This window comes from Niameybacter sp., assembly GCF_036655075.1.
Lineage (GTDB): Bacteria > Bacillota > Clostridia > Lachnospirales > Cellulosilyticaceae > Holtiella.
On the sequence record NZ_JAVVQU010000008.1, the window covers coordinates 48,452 to 72,788 of the forward strand.

Consider the following 24,337-nt stretch of genomic DNA (forward strand, 5'->3'; position numbering starts at 1 on the left):
TGGAAGATTAAAAGAAAGCATTAAAAGAAAGATTTATATAAGGGAACCTTTTATATCATTTAAAGCGTATAAGAACAAATGAGTTTGATTAACCTATCTATTAAGTAAGTGAAACTTTCAAGAAGGTGAGGCAAGTCTATGAAGAAAAATATGAAAAAGAATATGAGAAGAGTAAGCAAAGTTATTAAACGTATACCGTTTACAAAACCAGAACCAATTAAAAAGCAAAATAATGTGGCTTGGTGGTTACTAGGTTCAGCAGTGGGTGCGGCAACTATTGCAGCGCTGAGTATGAAGAAAAAAGATAGTTATAAGAAGGATTCAACAACTATGAAAGTACCGCTTAGACATTTTCCTTACGAGTATGGAGATAGACAAGTGTACTTTGTTGGAGGAGGACTAGGTAGTTTAGCTGGGGCAGCCTATTTAATTCGTGACTGTGGCTTCAAAGGTGAAAATATTCATATTATAGAAGGATTGCACATTTTAGGTGGGAGCAATGATGGTGCAGGGGATGTAAGTCAAGGTTTTGTATGTCGTGGTGGACGCATGCTTAATGAAGAAACTTATGAAAACTTCTGGGAACTCTTTGCAACAATTCCATCACTTGATATGCCGGGAATGAGCGTAACAGAAGAGATTCTTAACTTTGATCATCTTCATCCAACCCATGCTCAAGCTAGACTGATTGACAAACATGGGCGTATTTTAGATGTTAAGAGCATGGGCTTTAGTCAAGCTGATCGTTTAGCACTTGGTAAACTTATGATTACACCAGAAGAAAAATTAGATGATATGACAATTGAAGGCTGGTTTGCACAGACACCTCATTTCTTCTCAACTAACTTCTGGTATATGTGGCAAACTACTTTTGCCTTCCAAAAATGGTCTAGTTTATTTGAATTTAAACGTTATATGGAACGTATGATTTTTGAGTTTTCACGTATAGAAACATTAGAAGGGGTTACACGTACACCTTACAATCAATATGAGTCTGTGATTGTACCTATTAAAGCATACCTAGATGAGTACGGTGTAGATTTTAGTATCAATGCAATAGTGACAGATATTAATTTTTCTAAGGGAGAAGGGATTACAGCAGATGCTATTCATATTGAAGATGCAGAAGGTAAAAAAGTCATTAGCCTTCGCCCAAGTGATATCTGCATTATGACAAATGGCTGTATGACAGATAATGCTAGACTTGGAGATTTTAATACGCCAGCGGCTTATGACCCACACAAACCTATATCAGGGGAACTTTGGGCAAAAGTAGCTAGCAAGAAACCAGGGCTTGGTAATCCAGCACCATTCTTTGCCCATCCAGAGGAGACAAACTGGGAGTCCTTTACTGTAACTTGTAAAGGCAATAGTCTACTTAAAATGATTGAACAATTTTCAAGCAATGTTCCAGGTAGTGGTGCATTGATGACCTTTAAAGATTCTAATTGGCTTATGAGTATCGTTGTTGCAGCGCAGCCACACTTTAAAAACCAACCATTGGATACAACTATTTTCTGGGGATATGGTATTTATACTGACAAAGTGGGTAACTATGTGAAAAAGACAATGCGTGAATGTACAGGTAAAGAGATTCTTATAGAATTACTCCATCACTTGCACTTTGAAAGTGATCAAGATATCATTATGGATTCTATTGTCAATGTGATTCCATGTATGATGCCTTATATTGATGCTCAATTCCAACCAAGAAAGATGACAGACCGTCCACAAGTTGTACCAGAAGGGTCTACTAACTTTGCTATGATTAGTCAATTTGTAGAGATTCCAGAAGACATGGTCTTTACAGAGGAGTATTCTGTGCGTGCGGCACGTATAGCAGTCTATAAGCTCTTAGATGTTACAGACAAACAAATTTGTCCGGTTACCTCTTATAAAAAAGATCCTAAAATACTCAAAGATGCTTTGAAAACTTCATATAGATAAAACAAAAGGAGGTGTTAGATAACACCTCCTAAAAATATGTATAAAAAACTTATTTATTACGTACGATATAAACAGATTGTTGAATGTCAGTTAACGATGCATCACCATAAATTTTAATAAGTAGCTCAATTTGTTTTAAGACTTCACGAATATTTCCCGTTACACTCATGATTAAACTCTCCTTTAAACTTAATATTAATGACATTATACTACAAAAAGAACAAATGTTCTATGGTTTTTTTAGACAATAAATGATAAATTTCTGTTATAATAAATATAGAGTATGAATAGAGGAGAATTATTATGATTACATTAAAACAACTAAAAGAAGAAATTCTAACTTATGATATTATTAATTTTGTTGATGAAACAGGTAAACATATTGAATGTGTAGAGGTAACTTTAGCAGATCGTATTATAGATGTTTATATGGATACTAAAGAAGTAAATATTGGAATATTAGCAAGGAAAATTTTAGAAGAAGGGCTTTATGAAATGTAAGAACTACTTGACAACATATTCAAAATAGTTTATAGTAAAGAAGCAATGAATATGTATTTTATAAACTTCACATATGATCAGAGATTATATAAATGCATTATTATTGATTCTATAATCTTTGATGATGTGTGAAGTTTTTATTTTACGGTCAAATTTATTATTAGGAGGTACTCACAATGAACAAGGGTACAGTTAAATGGTTTAACGCAGAAAAAGGTTTCGGTTTCATCGCTAGAGAAGATGGAGATGACGTATTCGTACATTTCTCAGCTATCACAGGTGACGGTTTCAAAACTCTTGAAGAAGGTCAAGCTGTAAGCTTCGATATTACTCAAGGACCACGTGGCGCTCAAGCTGAAAACGTAGTTAAACTATAATTTATAGTGATTAGAGGTAGAACCCTAGGTTCTACCTTTTTTTATTTCTACATACGTTGTATAAATAAAAGTGGTATGCTAGAATAACTGATAAAAGTTGACCAAAGATTACAATCAAGAAGAGGTGAAAAATGAATTTTTTATTGAGTCTTATACAAGGTATCTTAGGCTTTGGTGTAAGTATAATTTCATTTATCTTTACATTACTTATAGCAATGATTGTCGCAGGAATTGCTGGATATAAAAGAAGAAATCCACTCATATGGGGATTGATTGCTTTTTTCTTCCCCTGGCTAATTTTTATTATGCCATTTGTTCCACAAAACTATCCTAAATTTTCTGGAACATTAAGAAATAATCCTGCATTTAGAGGGAAAAATCCCGTTATTGCTTCTATTATGGCATTATCAGCTATTGTAGCAAAAATAGATGGAAGTATTACAAAAGAAGAAATTGATACTATTAAACAATTTGTAACCCGCTATTTTGGTATTCCAAGAGAAGCTTTAAATGAGTATGCAGATGCTTTTACCTATGGGAAGGAGCACCCAGAAGAGTATGCAACCTTTGCTAGAATGATTCGTGACTACTATAATAGGCGAGATATTAGTTTAGCTATTGCTTATTTACTTGTTTCACTTACTATGCAAGACGGTAAAGTGATGAGTGATAGGGAAGATGAACAAATCCGTAAGATTGTAGCAGAACTTGGTATTTCTGAGTATGAATACCGCAGTATTAAAGGCTCTTTTACAGGTCAAGGGTATGACTATTATCAAGGAGGATTCCAAGGCGGTTATCAAGGAGGCTATGGACAAGCAGGGCACGGCGCCTATACTCAGTCTGTAGACCTTGCTAAAAAATACTGCGAAGTACTAGGCGTTAGCGAAGATGCTAGTATGTCAGATATTAAAAAAGCTTACCGTAAATTGGCTAAGGAATATCATCCAGATAAAATGGCATCAGAAAGTATGCCAGAAGAATATGTAAAGTTTGCAACTCAAAAAATTGCTGAGATTAATGAAGCTTATGAGTATTTAAAGAAAATAAAAGAAGTGTAGTATTCGACAAGAGATTCCATAAAACTATAGGAATCTCTTTTGTTATTTCGCCAAGACTTTACAGAATGGTAAAACTTTGATAAAATTTATATGTTGTAATAAGTGTGTAATAGTTTTAACAAAGACAAAATAATTTAGTGACGTAAAGGATAATGGAAACAATGAAAACCTTTTTAGAATATATAAAACAAGGAAAACATACCTATAAGGTAGTTGCTGGAGTAGGGATAATAGGTATTACATTCGCATTGATTGGCATGCAAAATAATTCTTATGCTATTTCTGTAGATGGCAAAATAGTAGGGATTGTCAAGACAAAAGAAGAAGCTCAAGCGGCTTATGAAACGGTAGTAACGGATGTTAAAAGCGAGGCAGGAGTAGATATTGCAGTAAAAGAGACGATTACGGTAGAGCATGTTAACAGTAAGAAAGCAGAGATTCAAACATTAGAAGATTTAAAAACGGTATTGCAAGAAAGCGTAAGCTATCAAATTGAAGCGTATGAAATTCTTGTAGATGGAGAAGTAAGAGCTGTTGTAGATAGTCAGCAGACTGCGGAAGCTGTTTTAGCATATATTGCTAAAAGTCATTTGCCAGAAGGCTCTAAGGTAGAACTAGATGTAAGAACGTTAGCTGAAAATCAAGTTGTAGAGGATGAAAGTGAGGCACCAGCACAGGAGATAGAGACACAGAAAAAAGCAGATGCTACCACCCAAGAAAGTGAAAAGCAAGGGGACTCAAGTTTTACCACTTCATCTTCACAAACGGAGATACCAGTAACAACTATTACTAATGTAGAAGGTGCTGTAGTAGAAGTTATAGAAGTACAAGATGCTTTAAAAGAGCCAGAAGTCAAATCTAAAGTTCAAGTAGCATCAATTGAAAAAAATGAACAGGATGAAGAAGTACCAGAAAACGGACAAAAAATAGTAAGAGATTTAAAAGTATTTGATTTTAATGAAGAAGTTATTGTCCGTAGTACATATGTAGAAGCAGAAGATATTGTTGGTGAACAAGAGGCAATTGATATTTTGCTTTCTAATACAGAAGAGATCGTAGAGTATGAAATGCAAGAAGGCGATAATATTTGGGATATTGCCATAAACCATGGGACAACAATGGATCATATTTTAGAAATCAATCCTCAAATTGTAGATGAAACACGTATGCAAATTGGTGAGATGATTAAGTTAGAAGTTCCAGAGCCGATACTTTCTATTTCCACAACAGAAGAAGCTACTTTTAAGGAACTTATTCCAGCGGATATTGAATATGTAGAGTTTTCAGATTTGTACAAAGATGACACAAAGACCTATCAAGAAGGTCATGATGGTCTGAAAGAGATTACGGTATCTGTCCATAAAGTAAATGGTAAAGAAGTTGGGCGAGACTTAATTAGTGAAAAAGTATTAAAAGAAGCTAAGACAAAAGTTATTGCCTTTGGGACTAAAGAAAGACCTAAGAAAGTAACTTCTGATAAGGGAACATCTAATAAAGATAATTCAAGCGCATCAGTAAGTGGCAGTAATTCAGGTAAGTTTATGCATCCTTTAAATGGAGCGGGTAGATTGAGCTCACCATATGGTAGTAGATGGGGAACGTTCCATAGAGCTGTTGATATTGCAGCACCAGCTGGAACACCGATTTATGCTGCTGCTTCAGGAACCATTATTTATTCAGGATATAATAATGGAGGTTTTGGTAAACTTATTATTATTGATCATAATAATGGCTATCAAACATACTATGCACATTGTAGTAGTCTGTACGCACAAGTAGGACAAAAAGTGTCAAAAGGACAAAATATTGCAGGCGTAGGAAGTACAGGGAATTCAACAGGAAACCATGTCCACTTTGAAATAAGAAAAGATGGTACACCAATCAATCCATACAGCTATATTTACTAGAGGTGAAGAGATCTCTATGCAAGGTGATCTCTCTTACAAAATAAATAGTTCTAAAAAGCAAAGGTCTATGAAAACAGAAATTTCAGGTAGAATTTCTAGTTTCATAGACCTTTTATTTATAGGTTAGACAAGAATAGTTTCTTGATACATGTGTTCTTCGATAATCTGTCCTTGATCCATAGAGACAATACGATCAGCTACTTGTTTGGCAAAACTCATATCATGGGTGATGATGAGCATACTCATGCCTTTTGTGCTTAAGCTTCTAATGACTTTAGCTACTTCATCTGTAAGTGTAGGGTCAAGTGCTGAGGTAGGCTCGTCAAAACACATCAGTTTGGGATTCATAGCAAGAGCGCGACCGATGGCTACACGTTGTTTTTGACCACCGGAAAGCTCATAAGGATAGCTATTGGCTTTTTCACCCAGCCCTAAAAAAGAAAGAATAGATAAGGCTTCTTTTGTAGCTGCGTCCTTAGATTGACCAAGTACACGAGTTGGTGCTTCGATGATGTTTTCCAAGACACTAAGGTGAGGGAAGAGGTTGAAATTTTGAAAGACCAAACCGATTTCCGTACGAAGTTCTTTAATTGCATTTTTATTCGAGTAGCGGCCATTTGATAGGAGATAGTTACCATTTAAGGAAATAGAGCCTGTGTCACACTTTTCTAGGTAGTTGATACTACGCAAAAAGGTGGTTTTGCCACCACCTGAGGGGCCCACAACAACTAAGACTTCTCCTTTTTTTACATGGAGGTTTACCCCGTTTAATACTTTATTTTTGCCATAGCTCTTATATAAGTTTTCTACAATTAACATGGAATAACCTCCTTATTGGTAATAAGCGTATTTTTTTTCTAGAATAGTCATAATTTTAGAAAGTACACCCGTGAGCAATAAATATACGACTGCAATAATAACCAGTGGTAATAATGAAGCGTCTCGGTTACAAGCGATTTTTCCTACTTTTAAAAGTTCATCTAAACCAAGAATGTAAACAAGAGCAGTATCTTTGACTAAGGTAACGACTTCGTTTCCTACAGGTGGTAAAACACGTTTGATAGCCTGTGGGAAGATAATACGAAAGAATGTTTCCATAGAGGAAAGCCCAAGGACTTCAGCCCCTTCATATTGCCCTTTGTCAATAGAAGCAATACCAGAGCGAAAGATTTCTGCAAAGTAAGCAGCATAGTTTAAGGAAAAAGCTACAAGTGCTGCAGGTAGGCGGTCAAAGGTGATGCCGATAAGTGGTAAGCCGAAGAAAACAAAAACAATTTGTAAAAGAAGGGGTGTACCACGTAGTATTAATATATAACATGAAGTAATTTTGTTTAAAATTTTAAACCGAGATACGCGTCCAAGGGCAATGACAATACCTAAAGGAATAGAGAATAATAAGGTCAATCCAAAAAGTTGTAGGGTGACACCTAGACCCTCTATGACTTGTGGCATAAGTTTCGCTGTGTAGTCCAAAAGATAAGCTAGATTTTCAGGTAAAGTTTGAAAAAAGGTTGTAAGTGCAGTGAAAAATGTAGTCAATGTGTCCATGAACGGCTCCTCCTTGAGTTATAAGTCTTTATTTAGCAACATTGCTGCCAAACCATTTTGTTGCAATTTCTGCTACAGTCCCAGCTGCTTTCAGGTCTTCGTAAGCTTTGTTGAAAGCAGCTACTGCTTGAGTATCGCCTTTTGGGAAGCCTACGCCGTATTCTTCAGCACCAAAGTCTTCATCTAAAATACGATATTTGTCAGCGCCCTTTAAGTTAATGTAGTAACGGACAACAACTTCATCTGCGACAACAGCATCGATACGTCCTGTATCAAGATCCATTAACGCTTGATTGTTGTCTTCAAAAGTTACAGCTTTCCCATCTTTGAAAGAAGCGTATAAGTCAGTTTCTTTTTCCATAGCACTTACTGCACTGGACTCACTTTGTGCACCTACAGCTTTTGAGGCAAGGTCTGCTTTTGTCTCAATAGGAGAATCCTTAAGGACTACGACAATTTGTTTGTTATCAAGATAAGGTACAGAGAACTCTACTTTTTCTTTTCTGTCATCTGTAATTGTATAGCCATTCCAAATCAGGTCAATGTTCCCAGATTTAAGTTCAGCTTCTTTCATAGACCAGTCTATAGGTTGAAGAATTAGTTCTTTGCCTAATTGCTCACCCATAGCACGGGCAAGCTCGATGTCAAAACCTGTAAGATCTCCGTTTTGGTCTCTAAAGCCAAGAGGTGCAAAGGTATCATCAAGGCCGACTACCCATTTATCTTTATCTATTTTTGACTGTGACGTTATGGGATCTGCAGTAGTTGGTGATGTTGAACAAGCAGCAAGGCTTAAAGTGAGCGTTGTTAAAGCAGCTATTGTTAAAACTTTCTTTAATGTCTTTTTCATATTAAATCCCCCTATAAGTTTGAAGTTGAAATGAATTATACAAACAATTTTATACAAAATGTATTCTACTAACACTTTAACGCACTAAATTTGAAAAGTCAATAAGATAACATGAAATTTTTATAAAAATAATTTTAATAGTTTATAGTAAAAATATAATGTATAGTGAAATATTAAAATATATAATAAGAAAAAGGCTATAAAACTAAAGGAATTGACATTAGTTTTATAGCCTTTTTCTTATTGCATGATATTAAATCTTTACGTGAATCCATTTACCACTGGAGAAACGTACAATATTGAGAATGAGACGAAGGGTTTGGTCAAGTAAGAGCGCAAGCCAAGCACCGATAAGTCCAAATCCAAGCCAATAACATAAAATAAAAGTGATAATAGGCCTAATCATTAAAATACTAATGAAAGAAGTACGTGCTACGAATTTGGTGTCACCTGCACCGCGTAAAGAACCTGAGATGATGACCTGTGAAATTTGTAGTGGTGAGACAACAGCTACAATAAGCATAATTTGGCTAGCAAGGTTTACAATCATAGCATCATCTGTAAAAAGTGATACTAACGGTTCGCGCAAGAATACGTAAATGAGGACTAAAAGTGTAGAGAAAATTAATCCAATGCGTTGTGCTGTTTTCCCATAAATGATAGAAAGGTCAGCACGTTTTGCACCTAGGTTACGCCCAACAAGTGAAGATGCTGCCATGGCCATACCATCACCTAGGCTGAAAGTCATATTGAGGATATTCATACATATTTGATGTGTTGCAAACGCAACAGTACCTAAGTTGGTAATCATTTTAGTATAGACTAAGAAACCAATACGCATACAAAGTTGTTCCACCATGGCACTATTACTAATTTTAAAGATACCTTTTATAGTCACAAGGTCTAACTTCCAACTTTCGTTGAATTTAAGTTGAAGCTCTGTCTTAGAATGCAAAATACCATAAGTGGCAATGACAAAAGCTACAATGTTTCCAAGAACAGTGGCAACACCAGCCCCTAATACACCTAGTGATGGGAAGCCAAAATTACCACCAATGAGTAAAAAGTTAAAAATTAGATTGACTAAATTGGCTATTACATTAGTTGTCATAGCAATTTTTGTATTGCCTGCCCCACGTTGAGCTGCATTGATGTTGAGACTTAAGGCATTAAATACCATACCAATAACGATTGTTCTAAAGTAAAGAATGGCGTCGTGTAGGACATCTGCCTCCGCGCCCATCCAAGTTAAAATGGGCTTTGCAAAAAGAAAACCTATAGTTGCTAAAATAATAGAAAGCAGGCCGACAATAATAATGGATTGTCTAAGCGTCCTATTAGCACTTGCAAAATCTTCCTCACCGCAACGTCTTGCAACGATAGCTGTAACCCCTACATTGAGAGAAAAGATAATAGCAAGTAATATGAAGGTAGGTTGTTGTGTAATCCCTACTGCTGCAATGGCACTTGCACCAAGTACACCTACCATCATGGTGTCCATAGCAGAAACTAAACTTACTAGAATGCGTTCAAGTGCTGAAGGCCATGCTAAGTTCATGGTGCTTTTGTAAATTTGTTCCGAGGGTGGTATACTGCCTAATTTTTGTGATTCCGCAATCATTTTTTGACATGAAAAAAAGTCTATCAGTTGCATCGTGTTAGTCACTCCCTAAGAGGATTTTCCTCTTCTACGCTATTTTAAAATTTATGATTTCAACATATTAATATACTATAATACATGCTATTTCACAAGAATAAAGGGAATAATAAGAAGAATATAAGGTGATTAGTTTGCAATTTGCATAAAAGTGTAAACTAAGTTAAGCTTAATAATAAAAAGAATGTAAAGTAAACATATAAAATTGAAAATGAGTGCAATATCTTATAAACTATAAAACGACAAATATTAAAAGATACGATAAAAGGAGAAGCATATGACAATAGATTTTTTAATAGCACCTCTTGTAGGTGGAATGATTGGGTATATTACAAATGGCATTGCTATAAAAATGCTTTTTAGACCTTTAAGGCCTATTTGTATAGGGGGCAAGCCACTACCTTTTACACAAGGGCTTATTCCGAAGGAAAGAAACCGTATTGCAAAAAGTGTAGGTGCAGTAGTTGGGAGTGAGCTCATTGAGCCGGAAACGCTTAAGGAGACCCTTTTATCACAAGAGATGTATACTCATCTTGAACGTGCACTTGAAGAGTGGTTTGTAAGTACAAAACAGTCTGAAAAAACAATACGAACTTTTCTATATGAGTTGAGCAATGAGCGTAATATTGAAGCGGCTGTAGCCAACTTAAAAGAGTTGAGTACAAAGAAGGCATACAATGCACTTATAGACCTTCATCTTGAAAAGACATTAGCTGAACGCGCAGTAGTAGAGCTTAAAGGTAACTTAGGCTTTTTGGCTACCTTTATGAATGAAAGTGTCATGAAAGGTCTAGAAGAAAAGATTGAGCAGATGATTTGTGAAATGCTTACAAACGAAGCAGAAAAAATGATTTATCAAGTGGTGGACCAAGAAGGGGATAAATGTTTAGAGTACCCGCTTAGTGAAATGGCCCTACAAATTGAGGCATACATGCCTAAAATCAAATACGCATTGATGAAACAGTATACTGAAATTATAGAAAAACAATTAACTAAATGGCTAGAAACTTTAAACATTAGTCAGATTGTAGAAGACAAAATCAAAAGTATGGATTTATTAGAGCTTGAAAAGCTGATTTTAGATATTATGAAAAAGGAATTAAGAGCTATAGTATGGCTAGGAGCTTTATTAGGGATGATTATGGGGCTTGTAATGAACTTCTTTTAATAGATTAGGGATAAACTGAATATACTGATTAGAGGTGCTAATGTAGCTTGATAGAAATTGGCCTGATGGACCATATGTTCCTACCTCTATGATGAGGAGAACTTGCTCATATCACTTTTTAATAAGGGAAAGGGCAAGTTTTTTATATATTAGAAATATGTTTGCCTTAGCATACAAAGCATGGAAGAGCAAATAGCCTACTGTATTTATGAGGAGAGTGTAGAGGTAAATGCAGGTATATGATCTAGATGAGATGAGAGTAGTTAGGGTTCTGGTGGAATAAATAAGATGATAGTCTTAAGGCTTATGAGGAAGGAGGATACTTAATGGAGTCTTATATTGTAAAGGGTCAAGAAAGACTGAGACTAGGGTATACAACAGGGAGCTGTGCAACAGCAGCGGCAAAGGCGGCAACTTGGATGCTACTTACTCAAGAAGTAATAGATGAAGTGGTGCTCAACACACCTAAGGAGATAAAACTAAATTTAGAAGTGTGTGAAAGCGCTATCACAAAAGTAGAAGCGCTATGTGCCATTGAAAAGGATGGGGGAGATGATCCAGATGTGACACATGGAATGAAAATCTATGCCAAAGTCTCACGAAATAGTGGTGATAAAATACATATAGAAGGAGGGGAAGGTATAGGGCGCGTGACCCAGCCAGGACTTTGGTGTAAGGTGGGAGAAGCAGCTATTAATCCAGTCCCACGGCAGATGATAGAGCAGGAAGTCGTGGAAATATGCAAAGCAGTAGGATATATGGGAGGCATAGATGTGCTTATTTATGCACCGGCAGGTAAGGAAATAGCACGAAAAACCTTTAATGCTAGACTTGGTATAGAAGGAGGCATTTCTATATTGGGGACCAGTGGCATAGTAGAGCCCATGAGTGAGCAAGCTCTTGTTGAAACAATTAAAGCGGAACTTAGAGTGCTTAAGGCAAGAGGTATAGCGCAAATTTTAATTTGTCCAGGTAACTATGGAAGGGATTTTGCCAATACCATAGTGGGGTTAGACCTAGAGAAAGGGGTTAAATATAGCAATTATCTGGGTGAAACATTAGATGAGATTACCTATTTAGGATTTGCACAGGTGCTGCTAGTAGGACATGTAGGGAAACTGGTAAAGGTTGCTGCAGGAGTGATGAATACCCATTCTAAGTATGCGGATGCACGGTTGGAAGTTCTAGCGACCCATGCAGCTTTATGTGGTTATCCTCAAGAGGTCATACAAAGTATTATGGAGAGTGTAACTACAGAGGGTGCTTTAGAATTACTTAAACAAAATGCAAATTATGAATGTGTTATTAGGAGCATTATAAAAAAGATAAAAGTACATATAGACTTTAGAGTGAGGCAGAAAGTACAAGTAGAGATTATGATTTTTGGAGAAAAGGGATTGATAGGTGAAAGTGAGGGTGCAAAAGGTTTGGTACAAATTTTAAGGAGGGGATAGAAGATGAAGAGGAAAGGAAAGTTGTATGGAGTGGGTGTGGGGCCAGGAGATCCTAAACTTATGACTTTTAAAGCAGTGGAAGTTATAGAGTCTTGTAGTGTAATAGCTGTCCCTAAGTCAGGAGAAGGTGAACAGGTTGCGCTGGCCATTGCTAAGACGTATATTCAAATGCAGGAAGTGGTAGATTGTTATATGCCTATGACAAGAGATAAAGAAGTCCTATATCATAATCACGAAGTGGTTGCCAGAAAGCTTGAAGCTTATCTAGACGAAGGGAAGAATGTTGCGTTTTTGACGTTGGGGGATCCAACCATCTATTCTACTTATATGTACATACATAGGCGTATTGAAAAGTTGGGGTATGAGACCGAGATTATACCAGGCATTTCTTCTATTTGTAGTGTAGCGGCAGCACTTAATGATTCTCTTTGTGAAGGCAGTGAATGTTTACATATTATTCCTGCTTCTTATAAAGGAAAAGAAGATTATCTAAACTTAGAGGGTACTAAAGTGTTGATGAAGACAGGTAAATCTATGGAACAGTTAAAAGTCCACCTAAAGGAAAAAGGACTTTATGAAAAGGCAAGAGCTGTAGAGTGTGCAAGTATGCCTAACCAAAAAATTCATAAGAGCTTAGATACATTAGAAGAAAGTAGTTATTTTTCTGTAGTGGTGGTAAAGGAGGAGAAAGCATGATTTACTTTGTAGGTGCAGGGCCTGGAGATGCTGAATTGATTACTGTTAAAGGGAAACGTTTGTTAGCAGAGGCAGATCTTGTTATTTATGCAGGTTCATTGGTGAATCCAGAGCTTTTAAATACATGTAAAAAAGAGACAACTATTTTGGACAGTGCAAAGATGACACTTGAAGCGGTCATAAAGACTATGACAGATGCCAATAGACTTCAAGAGTCATGTACTATTGTAAGATTACATACAGGGGACCCGAGTATTTATGGTGCCATTAGAGAGCAGATGGATCGGCTAGATGCAGCAGGGTTAGCTTATGAAGTGGTACCGGGGGTAAGCTCGTTTTGTGGGGTAGCAGCGGCATTGAAGAAGGAGTATACGCTTCCGGATGTAAGTCAAACTGTTATTCTGACGAGAATGGAAGGGCGGACACCTATGCCACCTAAAGAAGAGCTAAGTCTTCTTGCAAGCCACCAAGCCACAATGGTTATCTTCTTAAGTGTGAGTTTGGCAAAGCAAGTACAAGAAAGACTACTAAGTGGTGGTTATCAAGAAGAAACACCTATTGCAGTAGTTTACAAAGCGACTTGGCCAGATGAAAAGATTTATAGAGGGTACTTAAACCAATTGGCACAGTTGATAGAGTCGCATCATATTACAAAAACAGCACTGATTGTAGTAGGCGAATTTCTAGGAGATACTTATTTGCGTTCCAAGCTTTATGATCCTACTTTTAACCATATGTTTAGAGAGGCGAGTCAGTGAATATCTCAGTGATTTCCTTCACTTTGAAAGGAGCAAAGGTGGGGAGAAGGCTTATAGAAGTGTTGAAAGCAGAACAAGAAAATGATATAGGCGGGTATCATCTTTCAAAGTTTCAAGAAGAAGGATTATGTAAGATAGAAACGTCCTTAGGGGAATGGACAAAGGCACAATTTAAAAGGTGTGATGCACTTGTTTTTATAGGAGCAACAGGTATAGCGGTAAGGGCGATAGCACCATATTTGGAAAGTAAAGCTAAGGACCCTGCGGTACTTGTGGTAGATGAATGCGGTCAGTATGTAATCCCCCTTGTGTCAGGGCATATAGGTGGTGCAAATAAATTGGCAAGGACTGTGAGTAAAATACTTGGGGCACAAGCTATTGTTACAACGGCGACGGACTTGGAAGGTTGTTTTGCTGTAGATGAATGGGCAAAGGAGAATGAGCTCTATATAACAGACTATAAGTTAGCGCGTGACATTTCTGCAGCGTTGTTGCATGGAAAGAAAGTAGGCCTTGAGTGTGATGGGGTGTTAGAGGGCATATTGCCTGAAGGAATTTGGAAGGGGCTAGGTCAGGAAGAACAAGAAAGTAAACCCTTATTAGGTATATGGGTTGGCTGGCAGAAGCAACAACCTTTTGTAAAGACCCTTTGGCTAATTCCTCCGGTGGTGACAGTTGGCATAGGGTGTAGAAAAGGTGTATCCAAGGCTCAAATTGATATGCTGATAAGTCAGGAACTAGCACGGCTTGAGATCCCGCTTGAAGCCGTGAAATGTATTGGAACAATAGACCTTAAAAAAGCTGAAGAAGGGCTTTTGGCATGGACAAAAGAGAAGAGTAAACTCTTTGTAAGTTATAGTGTATCTACACTAATGAGTGTGGAAGGGCACTTTACAGCTTCGGCATTTGTCAAGCAAGTGACGGGTGTAGATAATGTATGCGAACGCGCAGCAGTACAGGCAAGCCACGGGGGAGAGTTGATAAGTTTTAAAACAGCTTTAGAAGGTGTCACCTGTGCTTTGGCAGTAGAGGGTTATAAAATTAGCTTTGTAAATAAAGGGTGTTCACTTGGTTCACAAAGTCGACATTGATAAAATAGCCACTGAGAACAAGCAACACGATAAGAGAAGAATAAAATTGTAATGAGGGTTAAGAAAGGAATGGGTTATGGAGGGGAAAAAGAAAATTTATGTGGTAGGATTAGGACCTGGTGGTGCTTTAAATATGACACATCGGGCATACGAGGTACTAGAGGCCAGTGATGTGATTGTAGGATATACAGTTTATATAGAGTTAATCAGAGAGGTCTTTAGCCATAAAACTTTACTGGCTACAGGGATGAAGCAAGAGGTAGAGCGGTGTAAGGTAGCAAGGGAGGAAGCCTTGTCTGGAAAGATAGTAGCTATGGTGTGTAGTGGGGACCCGGGTGTATATGGCATGGCGGGGATTATGTATGAAGTCACGACGTCTTATTCGGAGATAGACATTGAGGTTGTGCCGGGGGTAACAGCAGCTTGTAGTGGGGCAGCTATACTCGGGGCACCACTTATCCACGATTTTGTGGTAATGAGTTTAAGTGATTTGTTAACCCCGTGGGAAATCATTGAAAAGCGTATTAGACTAGCGGCGCAGGCTGACTTTGTTATTTGCTTTTATAATCCATCTAGTAAGAAACGTCAGGATTATTTGGAGAAAGCTTGTAACCTCATTATGGCACATAGAAGTCCAGATACGGTAAGTGGGTATGTGAAACATATAGGAAGAGAAGGTGAACAGTATGAAATCCTAAGTTTAAAAGCGTTAGCCAAAACTCAGGTAGATATGTTTACTACGGTTATTGTGGGAAATAGTGAGACGCAACAAATTAATGGAAAGATGGTCACACCTAGGGGGTATGCAAAACGCTATGAGTTTTAATCATGTATTTGTATTAGGGGGGACTACAGAAGGAAGATATATTGTAGAATACTTGCAAAGCTTGAACATATCTGTAACCATAAGTGTAGCAACTTGTTATGGGGAAGAAGTCTTAGCAACTTATAAAGGAGAGCATACCCAGATTCTCCAAGAAAGATTAAACCAAAAGGGATTTGAAAGTTTGCTGAAAGAGGAAAAGTATGATTTGGTTATTGATGCAAGTCATCCTTATGCGAAAGAAGCAACTTTAAATTGCAAAGGTGCCTGCAATGAAGTAGGTGTTCTTTATAAACGGATTATAAGAGAAGATATAATGGAGGGGTGGGCAAGGGATTCGACTATACACACTTTATCTATACTATACTTTGACACAATAGAGGAAATTGTACATTACTTAGAAACAACTACGGGAAATGTTCTTTTAACAACAGGGAGTAAAGATTTAGAAGCCTATGCTCAACTTGCTCACTTTCAAGAGCGGCTTTATGTTAGAATGTTGCCTTTGCCCCAAGTGCTAGCTGCACAGCTACAAAAGGGTTACTTGATGTCTCACTTTATATGTATGCAAGGACCCTTCTCTAGAGCACTTAATGGCACCATGCTAGAGCATGTAAAGGCCAGATATATGGTAACTAAAGCATCTGGAGATATGGGGGGAGTCAAGGAAAAGCTAGAGGCGGCACAGGATGTAGGTGTGGTTGTACTGTGTTTAAGAAGGCCTGTACAAGAAGAAGGAATGACACTCGAAACTTTTTATAAGTGGATTAAGGAAGTGACAGATGGAAATTGATATAAAAGTAATAGGAATGGGACCAGGTAACAAACGCTATTTGACGTTAGAAGCTATAGAAACTATGAGTAAGTGTGATATACTAATAGGACCAAAAAGGCTGATAGAAGAGACAAGTGGATTTAGAAATCCAGAAGCTTTAATATATTGCTGTACTTTGAGTCAGATGAGACAAACTTTAGAAGAAATGATTCAAGACTTGAGCTCTAAAAAGTATGTTGAAATTATGGAGAATGAAAAAGATCCATATGAAAATAAAAAGAGCATAGGGATACTGGCATCTGGTGATACAGGATTTTTTAGTATTGCCAATTGGATACAGCAAACTTATAAAGAGACTATAGAGGTGGAATGGATATCAGGTCTAAGTTCTCTCCAATATTTTTGTAATCGTATTCAAAAGCCTTATGGAGGTATTCACACTATAAGTGTACATGGACGGGAAAATAGTGTTTTGGGAGAAGTGTTGACCCACGAAGCAGTATTTGTCTTAACGGGAGGCAAATATAGAGTGCAAAATATTTGTCAAGCACTAAGTGAGCAAGGACTAGGTCAGGTAAAGGTTTATATTGGAGAAGACTTGTCTTATGAGACGGAGCGCATTGTTGAAGGTAGGGCTCAGGAATTTGTCCAGACATGTTTTAGGGATTTGGCAGTGATGCTCATTGAGCGGACGCATTCAAGGTACTACCCTTGTGTCACGGCAGGATTACCTGATGAGGCTTTTTACAGAGGGCAGGTCCCGATGACCAAAGAAGAAGTAAGGGCAGTGTGCCTTGGCAAATTACAACTTTTAGAAACAGACTGTATTTATGATATTGGAGCAGGAACGGGGTCTGTGAGTATTGAAATGGCACGCGTAGCTAAAAAAGGCTTTGTCTATGCGCTAGAGAAAAAGGAAGAAGCCATAGAGCTATGCATTCAAAACCAACAGCGATTTGAACTCCCTAATATGAAAGTCATTCGGGCGAAGTGTCCCGAGGGGCTAGAACATTTACCTACACCACAGAAGGCGTTTATTGGAGGAAGTGGGGGAGCGCTACAGGCTATTTTGGAAGTGTTGCTTGGCAAAAATCCGAGTATACATATAGTGGTAACGGCCATTAGCCTTGAGACTTTGGAAGAGGTCATAAGTTGTGTAAAGCAGTTTGAACTTGAAATAAGCTGTACACAAGTGAGTGTGGCTAATAGCAACAAAATAGGTAACTATCATATGATGATGGGACAAAATCCTATATTTATTTTAACTTTGAAAGGAAAACAGATAGATGAATAAAAGAAGATTGATGATAGCAGGGATAGGAAGTGGAGCGGGTAAAACGACTTTAACCTGTGCTTTGCTAAAGCATTTCTATGAGCAGAAATTAAAGGTAGCATCTTTTAAATGCGGACCAGATTATATCGATCCTATGTTTCATAAAGAAGTGCTACATACCCCTTCTTATAATTTGGATTTATATATGATGGGTGCAGAAAATTGTAACTATCTTTTAGACCAGCATACAAAAGGAAGAGACTTAGCACTTATCGAAGGTGTTATGGGATTTTATGATGGAATAGGCGATACGACTGAGGCAAGTAGCTATGAACTTGCACAGGAGACACAGACACCGGTAGTGCTTATAACATCTTGTCAAGGTATGGGGCTTTCAGTTGTACCTATGTTACAAGGATTTATGAATTTTAAAGAAAATACCATTAAAGGTGTTGTTTTAAATGGGATTAGTGAGATGAGTTATGGGTACTATAAACAGATGATAGAAAAACATACAACGTTAAAAGTGTATGGGTATTTGCCAAGAATCGAAGCGGCTAGCTTAGAAAGTAGGCATTTAGGACTTGTAACAGCAAAAGAAGTAGCAGATTTAGAAGATAAAATCCAAATACTCTATGAGGCAACACAAGAGACCTTAGATATAGCAGGCCTTTTAGAACTTGCTGCAGATGTGGACCCGCTACAAGGTGACATGCCTCAGGCACTTAGGGGAATAATAGAGGACACTTACGATGTAACATGTAATGTAGAGGAAGAACTGAATAAGAACCAAAATCCAGATCAAGAAGATAAAGATCAAGAAGACCTAAAAGAGGGGCAGATTAAGTACACACAAAAGCATTCTAAAATTAAAATAGGTATAGCTAAGGATAAGGCTTTCTCTTTTTACTATGAAGATAACTTGAAGCTTTTAGAGACTTTAGGTGTAGAACTTGTTGCCTTCTCACCTTTAGTAGATAAGGCACTTCCAAATGGAATTAAAGGCTTACTATTAGGTGGCGGTTATCCAGAAGTATATGCGAAGCAATTAGCAGAAAATAAGTCTATGAAGCAAGCAATTAAGCAAGCAATAGAAGCACACATGCCATGTATTGCTGAGTGTGGTGGATTTATGTATTTACAAGAGTCTTTAAAACTTCTAGATGGAAGCCAGTATGAAATGGTTGGTGCCTTAAAAGGGGAAGCTTTTATGACTAAGCGTCTCGTGCGTTTTGGATATGTAGAGTTAGAGGCACAGCAAGATACGCTGTTGCTCCAAAAGGGAGAAAAGGTGAAAGTACATGAATTCCATTATTCGGATTCTAAATGTAATGGAATAGCATGTAAGGGACGAAAAGCTAATAAGGTATTGGAGTGGGAATGCATAGAAGGTGGTGAAAATCTATTTGCAGGATATCCTCATACACATTTTTATGCTCAACCTAAAATGGCTAAAAACTTTGTAGAGGCCTGTAAAAACTATAAATCTGATAAAAACTTGAAAAAATTACTTCCTTACGAGATAGAAAAAGAAAGTTTTCGTATGATTGAAGAGATTTTGGGAGAAACTGAAATTAATCCCTTGTATGCACCACTTATTAAACGTGCGATTCATACAAGTGCAGATTTTGAATATGTGACCAATCTTTGTTTTTCTGATCACGTTGTGGAACGTGCTATTCAAGCTCTTAAGAATGGAGCTCATATCGTAACCGACACCCAAATGGCTAAAGCTGGAATTAACAAAACAACCCTTGCAAGTTTTGGAGGAGAAGTTCACTGTTTTGTAGCAGATGAAGATGTGGCAAGACGAGCCAAAGAAGAAGGTACAACACGTTCGGCCGTTGCAATTGAAAAGGCAGCGGAACTTTGTGGTCCTCTTATTTTTGCTATTGGAAATGCCCCTACAGCCCTTTTAAAGATCAAAGAGCTTATTGAAACAGGAAAGCTGATGCCGGAGGTAGTGATAGGTGTACCTGTTGGATTTGTGAATGTAGTGGAATCAAAAGAGCAAATGATGCAAGTTGATGTACCATATATTATTGCAAAAGGGCGAAAAGGCGGGAGTAATATTGCAGCAGCATTATGTAATGCACTTCTTTATATGGCCGCAAATAGGCAAATTTAGTAAAAAAGCCCCTTAACCAGTAATAGGAATAGGGGGTTTTTTGTAGATTTATGATTATATTATAAAATTTATGTTTAAAATATTGACAAGAGGCCTTAAAAAAGGTATGATTAAAAGGTTAAATAATGTAAACTACAGTATACTACAAAAGACCAATAAAGTCAATAGACATTTTTTGAAAATATCATCCGAAGGAGCGTACAGAATTTGAAAGAACAAGTACAAGATCCAAAATTATTGTTTAAAACAAAACTGGAACAGCTTATTGCCTTAGCTAAAGACAAAAAAGGTGTGCTCGAGCAAACAGATATCATTGAAGCATTTGTAAATTTAGATGTGGATCCAGCCAAGATTGAACAGGTATATGAATATTTAGAAGCTCAAGGTATCGACATTATCGGCAATATGAAAGAGATGGAAGCAGAGGTAGAAGAAGAAATCGATATTACCCTTCCAGATGATATGAGCATAGATGACCCTGTTCGTATGTACTTAAAAGAAATTGGGAAAGTACCCCTTCTTTCAGGCGCAGAAGAGATTGCGCTTGCAGAACGTATTGAACAAGGAGATGAAGAGGCGAAGAAGCGACTTGCAGAAGCTAACTTAAGACTTGTTGTAAGTATTGCAAGAAAATACATTGGACGTGGTATGGCACTTCTTGACCTTATTCAAGAAGGTAACCTAGGTCTAATTAAAGCTGTTGAGAAATTTGACTACCGTAAAGGGTTCAAGTTTAGTACTTATGCAACTTGGTGGATTAGACAAGCTATTACAAGATCTATTGCAGACCAAGCGCGTACTATTCGTATTCCAGTACACATGGTAGAAACAATGAATAGATTAATGCGTGCTTCTAAGCAACTTCTTCAAGAACTTGGTCGTGACCCACAGCCAGAAGAAATCGCAGTATTTATGGACATGCCAGTAGAAAAAGTACGTGAAGTTATGAAGATTTCTCGTGAACCTGTATCTTTAGATACACCTATCGGAGAAGAAGAAGATAGCCATTTAGGTGACTTTATTCCTGATGAGGATACACCTGTGCCAATTGAGGCAGCCTCATTCGCACTTCTTAAAGAACAACTTAGCGAAGTACTTGAAACACTCACTGAAAGAGAGCAAAAAGTACTGATGCTTAGATTTGGTCTTGAAGATGGACGTGCACGTACACTTGAAGAAGTTGGTAAAGATTTCAACGTTACAAGAGAACGTATTCGTCAAATTGAAGCTAAAGCGCTTAGAAAGCTTCGTCATCCAAGTAGAAGTAATAAATTAAAAGATTATTTACAATAATAAGAAGCCTGCAATATTCGCCAAGGAGTTGTGGGCTGTTTTGCTACTACATCTGTGTGAGAAAAAGTAGCAGTCAGCATGTGTGTACTGTATAAATAGATTAACACATAAAAGAGCCAATTTACTAGGGGGAGTAAATTGGCTCTTTTTGGATATCATTATTGTTGTGTGAAGTTTAGTGAGAAAAAAGATTTTTATTAGGACTAAAAAGTACTTGGAAAAGAAGGGCTAAGAGCTTGTAGACAATATAGCCAATAACAAGTGTTGCCACAAATAATTCAATATAAAAAAGTTGATAAAAAAATGTTGCAGAGCTAGAGTTGATACTTGATAGATAGTTAGCAAAACGTTGGATGGCTACACTTCCCACCGCGAGAGGGAAAGTTAAAGGTGCAAAACCTGGATGAAAAGGTATACTTAAAAATTTAGGGATTAAAGTGTATACATAGAAAGTTGAAGCAATTGCTAGAGGTACGAGTATTGCTAAGATAATCGCCGAAGGAATATTTGTTGTTGTCATATAACCAGCTAAGCATACGCTTGCGGGGGCAGCGATAATGGCAAGTGTTAATTTTTTATTTTCTGGTATACTACCGTGTGTAGCAAGACGGTAAATGAAACCGAGTAGAGCACATAAATAAGCGATAAAAGCCACATAGAAGAAAATACGTGCAAACTGGCTCATCCTCACAGGGCCACTTGATACAGCAGCTACACCAATTCCAACCAGTGGTACAAACCAGCTAGGCAGTACATTATGCCAAGAAAAGTTCTTAAGTTGAGCAATGAGAAATAGGGTAGCAAGGATTATAAAAATCCCAATACCTAACCACCAGACACATCTGCCGGCTGTAATACCTATAGAAGTAGCAACAAAGTTAGAAAAGACCATTAAAGTCATCCCAATTGTAGGGTAAAAGCTACCAATCATAGGGTGTTGTATTTCCTCATAACTTTTTTGAGGATGAAGACAAATTTTAATGAGCATAAGTATAACGGCTGTGGCTGCAAATAGGTTTGCAAAATCTTGCAACCAGAATGCGCCTAAACCACCCCACAGATTGCCTAGTGTGATAAAGCCAAGAGAAATACCTGTAATGGCTACTGGAATATTTTTAAAATGATGACATGTCAATTTAATGGGCGTAAGTGTTTTAATTATCATAAAGACCACCTCGTTGTTGTTTGATAAATTTAGTATAATAAGGATATAATGATAAGTAAAATGAATGTATTTAATGCATATCATTAAAAATATTAATGATTGGAGTAAATCATGTTAGAAGAACTTAAAACTTTTGTAGCAGTTGTAGAATATAAAAACTTCACTAAAGCCAGTGAACGCGTTAATCTCTCTCAACCGAGTGTAAGTGTACATATCAAAAATTTGGAGAGGCATTTTGATACGCAGCTGATTATAAGATCAGTTAAGCAAAAAAATATTACGATTACTGAAAAGGGTCATTTGTTATATAGAAGAGCTAAAGAAATGATTGTATTATTAGAAACAACTGAAAAAGAAATGCACCATTTATCAAGTACTATAAAAGGGATGCTGAAAATTGGAGCGACGTACACAATAGGAGAGTGTATTTTGCCACATTTTTTGAAGCAATTTTGTGAGCAGTATCCGGATATTGAAATAGAAGTTGTCATTGATAATACAGCTAGAGTAAGGCAAAAGGTGCAAGCACTTCAGCTAGACATAGGATTGATAGAGGGGCTTGGTTATATGGGAGACTTTGAACAAGTCTATTTTCTAGAAGATGAGTTGGTCATTATGACACCAAAAGAAGCGGCTATAGGGCAGCAGCCTTTTGATAAAGAAAGTCTACAACATCAAAGATGGGTAACTAGGGAAGAAGGATCGGGATTAAGAGAATATCTAGATATGTTTTTAGCACATAATCAAATTATCCCTCAAACCAAACTTGTTTTAGGTAGTAATTATGCCATCAAGGAATCTGTGAAAAATGGATTAGGGATTGCTATGGTATCTGAATATATTGCAAAAGAGGCGGCATGTATGGAAGAAGTCAATGTGATTAAAATAGATGAGGCTTACAAAAGAAGCTTTTCATATATTTTGCCACGTGAGCTTGCCACATCAAAAGTAACTCAAGTCTTTAGAGAGGCTTTGGATGAGTTTAATGCCTAAGTTATTGACGGCACGTGAAAATCCTTTATAATAGAAAGAAGTAAATAAAAAGGAGATTTAGCTTGTGAACATTAAAAAAATCAATTGGAAAAAGGTCATCAACTATTTTGTTATGCTTTCACTTATCTTTTCAATCGTTTATATTGTGATTGCGATGACATTGGCACCAAGTGAACTAGATCCAACTAGACCTTTCGTAAGACTTAAGAGTGAGTATGTTCTAATGTTGCTACAATGTATTGTAGGCGTATTCGCGATGTTGCTACCAGGTATGCTTAAAAAGAAAATTAATCTTGAGATTCCATCTAGTATGATGCTACTTTATACTCTCTTTTTATATTGTGCCATCTACTTAGGAGAAGTGCGTAGTTTCTATTACACTGTTCCTCATTGGGATACTATTCTACATACCTTTAGCGGAGCAATGCTAGGCGCATTAGGATTTTCGTTTATTAACTTTTTAAATAAAACAGAAAAAGTACCTATCAATTTAAGCCCGCTTTTCGTAGTCGTATTTGCATTTTGTTTTGCGATTACAATGGGTGTTGTTTGGGAGTTCTATGAATTTTTTGCAGATGGATTATTACGTACTAATATGCAAAAATTTGCCTTTGAAAATGGAGAGCAACTTATAGGCAGAATGGCCTTAATGGATACGATGAAAGATTTAATCGTAGATGCAGTAGGCGCTGTTGTTATATCTATTATCGGCTATATTTCACTAAAGTATCAAAAAGGATGGGTAGAAAACCTTCTACTTGTGATACGTAAACAAAATTAAGAGAAAGCAAAGGGGTTGTCGCTTTATTGCGATAGCCCTTTTGTGATGTAAGGAGTCAAACTCCTGTTAGCTTAGATAGGAGTAAAGCAAA

At 37.1% G+C, this 24,337-nt stretch carries 22 protein-coding genes; 17 read left to right on the top strand and 5 right to left on the bottom strand.

Going from position 1 to position 24,337, the window contains the following annotated elements; translation table 11 throughout:
* The first annotated feature begins 291 nt into the window (after nt 1-291).
* The 5 genes from RRY75_RS03890 to RRY75_RS03910 all read left to right on the top strand — a co-directional run bounded on the left by RRY75_RS03890 (nt 292) and on the right by RRY75_RS03910 (nt 5,793).
* On the top strand, nt 292-1,947 hold the full coding sequence (locus RRY75_RS03890; protein WP_442935401.1) for an oleate hydratase: 1,656 nt from the start codon (nt 292-294) through the stop codon (nt 1,945-1,947).
* Between the two features lie 303 nt (nt 1,948-2,250).
* Nucleotides 2,251-2,448: a hypothetical protein gene (locus tag RRY75_RS03895; RefSeq protein WP_332492549.1), complete on the top strand. Its 198-nt coding sequence runs from the start codon at nt 2,251-2,253 to the stop codon at nt 2,446-2,448.
* A 176-nt stretch (nt 2,449-2,624) separates the two neighbouring features.
* The gene (locus RRY75_RS03900; RefSeq protein WP_307989052.1) at nt 2,625-2,825 is read left to right on the top strand and encodes a cold-shock protein; all 201 of its coding nucleotides are present in this window, start codon (nt 2,625-2,627) and stop codon (nt 2,823-2,825) included.
* 131 nt (nt 2,826-2,956) lie between these two features.
* The gene (locus RRY75_RS03905) at nt 2,957-3,886 is read left to right on the top strand and encodes a DnaJ domain-containing protein (RefSeq protein ID WP_332492545.1); all 930 of its coding nucleotides are present in this window, start codon (nt 2,957-2,959) and stop codon (nt 3,884-3,886) included.
* A 161-nt stretch (nt 3,887-4,047) separates the two neighbouring features.
* Nucleotides 4,048-5,793, top strand: coding sequence for a peptidoglycan DD-metalloendopeptidase family protein (locus tag RRY75_RS03910; RefSeq protein ID WP_332715740.1), 1,746 nt, complete (start codon nt 4,048-4,050; stop codon nt 5,791-5,793).
* Nucleotides 5,794-5,916: 123 nt separating this feature from the next.
* Here the strand turns inward: RRY75_RS03910 and RRY75_RS03915 are convergent, their stop codons facing one another.
* The 4 genes from RRY75_RS03915 to RRY75_RS03930 all read right to left on the bottom strand — a co-directional run bounded on the left by RRY75_RS03915 (nt 5,917) and on the right by RRY75_RS03930 (nt 9,845).
* Nucleotides 5,917-6,612, bottom strand: a complete 696-nt coding sequence (locus RRY75_RS03915; RefSeq protein WP_332492539.1) for an amino acid ABC transporter ATP-binding protein — start codon at nt 6,610-6,612, stop codon at nt 5,917-5,919.
* Nucleotides 6,613-6,624: 12 nt separating this feature from the next.
* A complete protein-coding gene (locus RRY75_RS03920; RefSeq protein WP_332492537.1) occupies nt 6,625-7,341 on the bottom strand; it encodes an amino acid ABC transporter permease in 717 nt (238 codons plus the stop codon).
* A 28-nt stretch (nt 7,342-7,369) separates the two neighbouring features.
* Entirely contained in the window at nt 7,370-8,191 is an 822-nt protein-coding gene (locus RRY75_RS03925) for an amino acid ABC transporter substrate-binding protein (protein WP_332492535.1), read from the bottom strand.
* 253 nt (nt 8,192-8,444) lie between these two features.
* The gene (locus RRY75_RS03930; protein ID WP_332492533.1) at nt 8,445-9,845 is read right to left on the bottom strand and encodes an MATE family efflux transporter; all 1,401 of its coding nucleotides are present in this window, start codon (nt 9,843-9,845) and stop codon (nt 8,445-8,447) included.
* Nucleotides 9,846-10,125: 280 nt separating this feature from the next.
* On the opposite strand from RRY75_RS03930, the gene RRY75_RS03935 reads away from it, so the two are divergent.
* The 10 genes from RRY75_RS03935 to rpoD all read left to right on the top strand — a co-directional run bounded on the left by RRY75_RS03935 (nt 10,126) and on the right by rpoD (nt 21,307).
* On the top strand, nt 10,126-11,016 hold the full coding sequence (locus tag RRY75_RS03935) for a DUF445 domain-containing protein (protein ID WP_332492531.1): 891 nt from the start codon (nt 10,126-10,128) through the stop codon (nt 11,014-11,016).
* Nucleotides 11,017-11,342: 326 nt separating this feature from the next.
* Nucleotides 11,343-12,470 (top strand): cobalt-precorrin-5B (C(1))-methyltransferase CbiD, encoded by a 1,128-nt coding sequence (gene cbiD / locus RRY75_RS03940; protein WP_332527302.1) that lies wholly within the window; start codon nt 11,343-11,345, stop codon nt 12,468-12,470.
* 3 nt (nt 12,471-12,473) lie between these two features.
* On the top strand, nt 12,474-13,166 hold the full coding sequence (gene cobI / locus RRY75_RS03945) for a precorrin-2 C(20)-methyltransferase (RefSeq protein ID WP_332492528.1): 693 nt from the start codon (nt 12,474-12,476) through the stop codon (nt 13,164-13,166).
* Entirely contained in the window at nt 13,163-13,924 is a 762-nt protein-coding gene (gene cobM, locus RRY75_RS03950) for a precorrin-4 C(11)-methyltransferase (RefSeq protein WP_332492526.1), read from the top strand. The genes cobI and cobM overlap by 4 nt, the downstream gene beginning before the upstream one ends.
* A gap of 38 nt (nt 13,925-13,962) precedes the next feature.
* The gene (locus tag RRY75_RS03955; RefSeq protein WP_332527303.1) at nt 13,963-15,015 is read left to right on the top strand and encodes a cobalt-precorrin 5A hydrolase; all 1,053 of its coding nucleotides are present in this window, start codon (nt 13,963-13,965) and stop codon (nt 15,013-15,015) included.
* A 76-nt stretch (nt 15,016-15,091) separates the two neighbouring features.
* Nucleotides 15,092-15,841 (top strand): precorrin-3B C(17)-methyltransferase, encoded by a 750-nt coding sequence (gene cobJ / locus RRY75_RS03960; protein ID WP_332492523.1) that lies wholly within the window; start codon nt 15,092-15,094, stop codon nt 15,839-15,841.
* A complete protein-coding gene (cobK, locus tag RRY75_RS03965; RefSeq protein WP_332527304.1) occupies nt 15,831-16,631 on the top strand; it encodes a precorrin-6A reductase in 801 nt (266 codons plus the stop codon). Before cobJ ends, cobK begins: the two co-directional genes overlap by 11 nt.
* Nucleotides 16,621-17,907 carry a precorrin-6y C5,15-methyltransferase (decarboxylating) subunit CbiE gene (gene cbiE, locus RRY75_RS03970; RefSeq protein WP_332492519.1) on the top strand — a complete coding sequence of 429 codons (1,287 nt, stop codon included), beginning with the start codon at nt 16,621-16,623 and terminating at the stop codon, nt 17,905-17,907. Before cobK ends, cbiE begins: the two co-directional genes overlap by 11 nt.
* Complete coding sequence (locus tag RRY75_RS14260; protein ID WP_332527305.1) at nt 17,900-20,014, top strand: cobyrinate a,c-diamide synthase; 2,115 nt, start codon at nt 17,900-17,902, stop codon at nt 20,012-20,014. Before cbiE ends, RRY75_RS14260 begins: the two co-directional genes overlap by 8 nt.
* 207 nt (nt 20,015-20,221) lie before the next feature.
* Nucleotides 20,222-21,307, top strand: a complete 1,086-nt coding sequence (gene rpoD, locus RRY75_RS03980; RefSeq protein WP_332492515.1) for an RNA polymerase sigma factor RpoD — start codon at nt 20,222-20,224, stop codon at nt 21,305-21,307.
* Between the two features lie 175 nt (nt 21,308-21,482).
* Here the strand turns inward: rpoD and RRY75_RS03985 are convergent, their stop codons facing one another.
* Entirely contained in the window at nt 21,483-22,472 is a 990-nt protein-coding gene (locus RRY75_RS03985) for a TDT family transporter (RefSeq protein ID WP_332527306.1), read from the bottom strand.
* A gap of 111 nt (nt 22,473-22,583) precedes the next feature.
* On the opposite strand from RRY75_RS03985, the gene RRY75_RS03990 reads away from it, so the two are divergent.
* On the top strand, nt 22,584-23,465 hold the full coding sequence (locus RRY75_RS03990; RefSeq protein WP_332492511.1) for a LysR family transcriptional regulator: 882 nt from the start codon (nt 22,584-22,586) through the stop codon (nt 23,463-23,465).
* A 64-nt stretch (nt 23,466-23,529) separates the two neighbouring features.
* A complete protein-coding gene (locus tag RRY75_RS03995; protein WP_332492509.1) occupies nt 23,530-24,246 on the top strand; it encodes a hypothetical protein in 717 nt (238 codons plus the stop codon).
* The last annotated feature ends 91 nt before the right edge of the window (nt 24,247-24,337 follow it).

What these genes read in the sequence shown, in the direction of transcription:
- RRY75_RS03890 (WP_442935401.1), top strand. Translation starts at nt 292, where the DNA reads ATGAAGAAAAAAGATAGTTATAAGAAGGATTCAACAACTATGAAAGTA.
- RRY75_RS03895 (WP_332492549.1), top strand. Translation starts at nt 2,251, where the DNA reads ATGATTACATTAAAACAACTAAAAGAAGAAATTCTAACTTATGATATT.
- RRY75_RS03900 (WP_307989052.1), top strand. Translation starts at nt 2,625, where the DNA reads ATGAACAAGGGTACAGTTAAATGGTTTAACGCAGAAAAAGGTTTCGGT.
- RRY75_RS03905 (WP_332492545.1), top strand. Translation starts at nt 2,957, where the DNA reads ATGAATTTTTTATTGAGTCTTATACAAGGTATCTTAGGCTTTGGTGTA.
- RRY75_RS03910 (WP_332715740.1), top strand. Translation starts at nt 4,048, where the DNA reads ATGAAAACCTTTTTAGAATATATAAAACAAGGAAAACATACCTATAAG.
- RRY75_RS03915 (WP_332492539.1), bottom strand. Translation starts at nt 6,612, where the DNA reads ATGTTAATTGTAGAAAACTTATATAAGAGCTATGGCAAAAATAAAGTA.
- RRY75_RS03920 (WP_332492537.1), bottom strand. Translation starts at nt 7,341, where the DNA reads ATGGACACATTGACTACATTTTTCACTGCACTTACAACCTTTTTTCAA.
- RRY75_RS03925 (WP_332492535.1), bottom strand. Translation starts at nt 8,191, where the DNA reads ATGAAAAAGACATTAAAGAAAGTTTTAACAATAGCTGCTTTAACAACG.
- RRY75_RS03930 (WP_332492533.1), bottom strand. Translation starts at nt 9,845, where the DNA reads ATGCAACTGATAGACTTTTTTTCATGTCAAAAAATGATTGCGGAATCA.
- RRY75_RS03935 (WP_332492531.1), top strand. Translation starts at nt 10,126, where the DNA reads ATGACAATAGATTTTTTAATAGCACCTCTTGTAGGTGGAATGATTGGG.
- cbiD (WP_332527302.1), top strand. Translation starts at nt 11,343, where the DNA reads ATGGAGTCTTATATTGTAAAGGGTCAAGAAAGACTGAGACTAGGGTAT.
- cobI (WP_332492528.1), top strand. Translation starts at nt 12,474, where the DNA reads ATGAAGAGGAAAGGAAAGTTGTATGGAGTGGGTGTGGGGCCAGGAGAT.
- cobM (WP_332492526.1), top strand. Translation starts at nt 13,163, where the DNA reads ATGATTTACTTTGTAGGTGCAGGGCCTGGAGATGCTGAATTGATTACT.
- cobJ (WP_332492523.1), top strand. Translation starts at nt 15,092, where the DNA reads ATGGAGGGGAAAAAGAAAATTTATGTGGTAGGATTAGGACCTGGTGGT.
- cobK (WP_332527304.1), top strand. Translation starts at nt 15,831, where the DNA reads ATGAGTTTTAATCATGTATTTGTATTAGGGGGGACTACAGAAGGAAGA.
- cbiE (WP_332492519.1), top strand. Translation starts at nt 16,621, where the DNA reads ATGGAAATTGATATAAAAGTAATAGGAATGGGACCAGGTAACAAACGC.
- RRY75_RS14260 (WP_332527305.1), top strand. Translation starts at nt 17,900, where the DNA reads ATGAATAAAAGAAGATTGATGATAGCAGGGATAGGAAGTGGAGCGGGT.
- RRY75_RS03985 (WP_332527306.1), bottom strand. Translation starts at nt 22,472, where the DNA reads ATGATAATTAAAACACTTACGCCCATTAAATTGACATGTCATCATTTT.
- RRY75_RS03990 (WP_332492511.1), top strand. Translation starts at nt 22,584, where the DNA reads ATGTTAGAAGAACTTAAAACTTTTGTAGCAGTTGTAGAATATAAAAAC.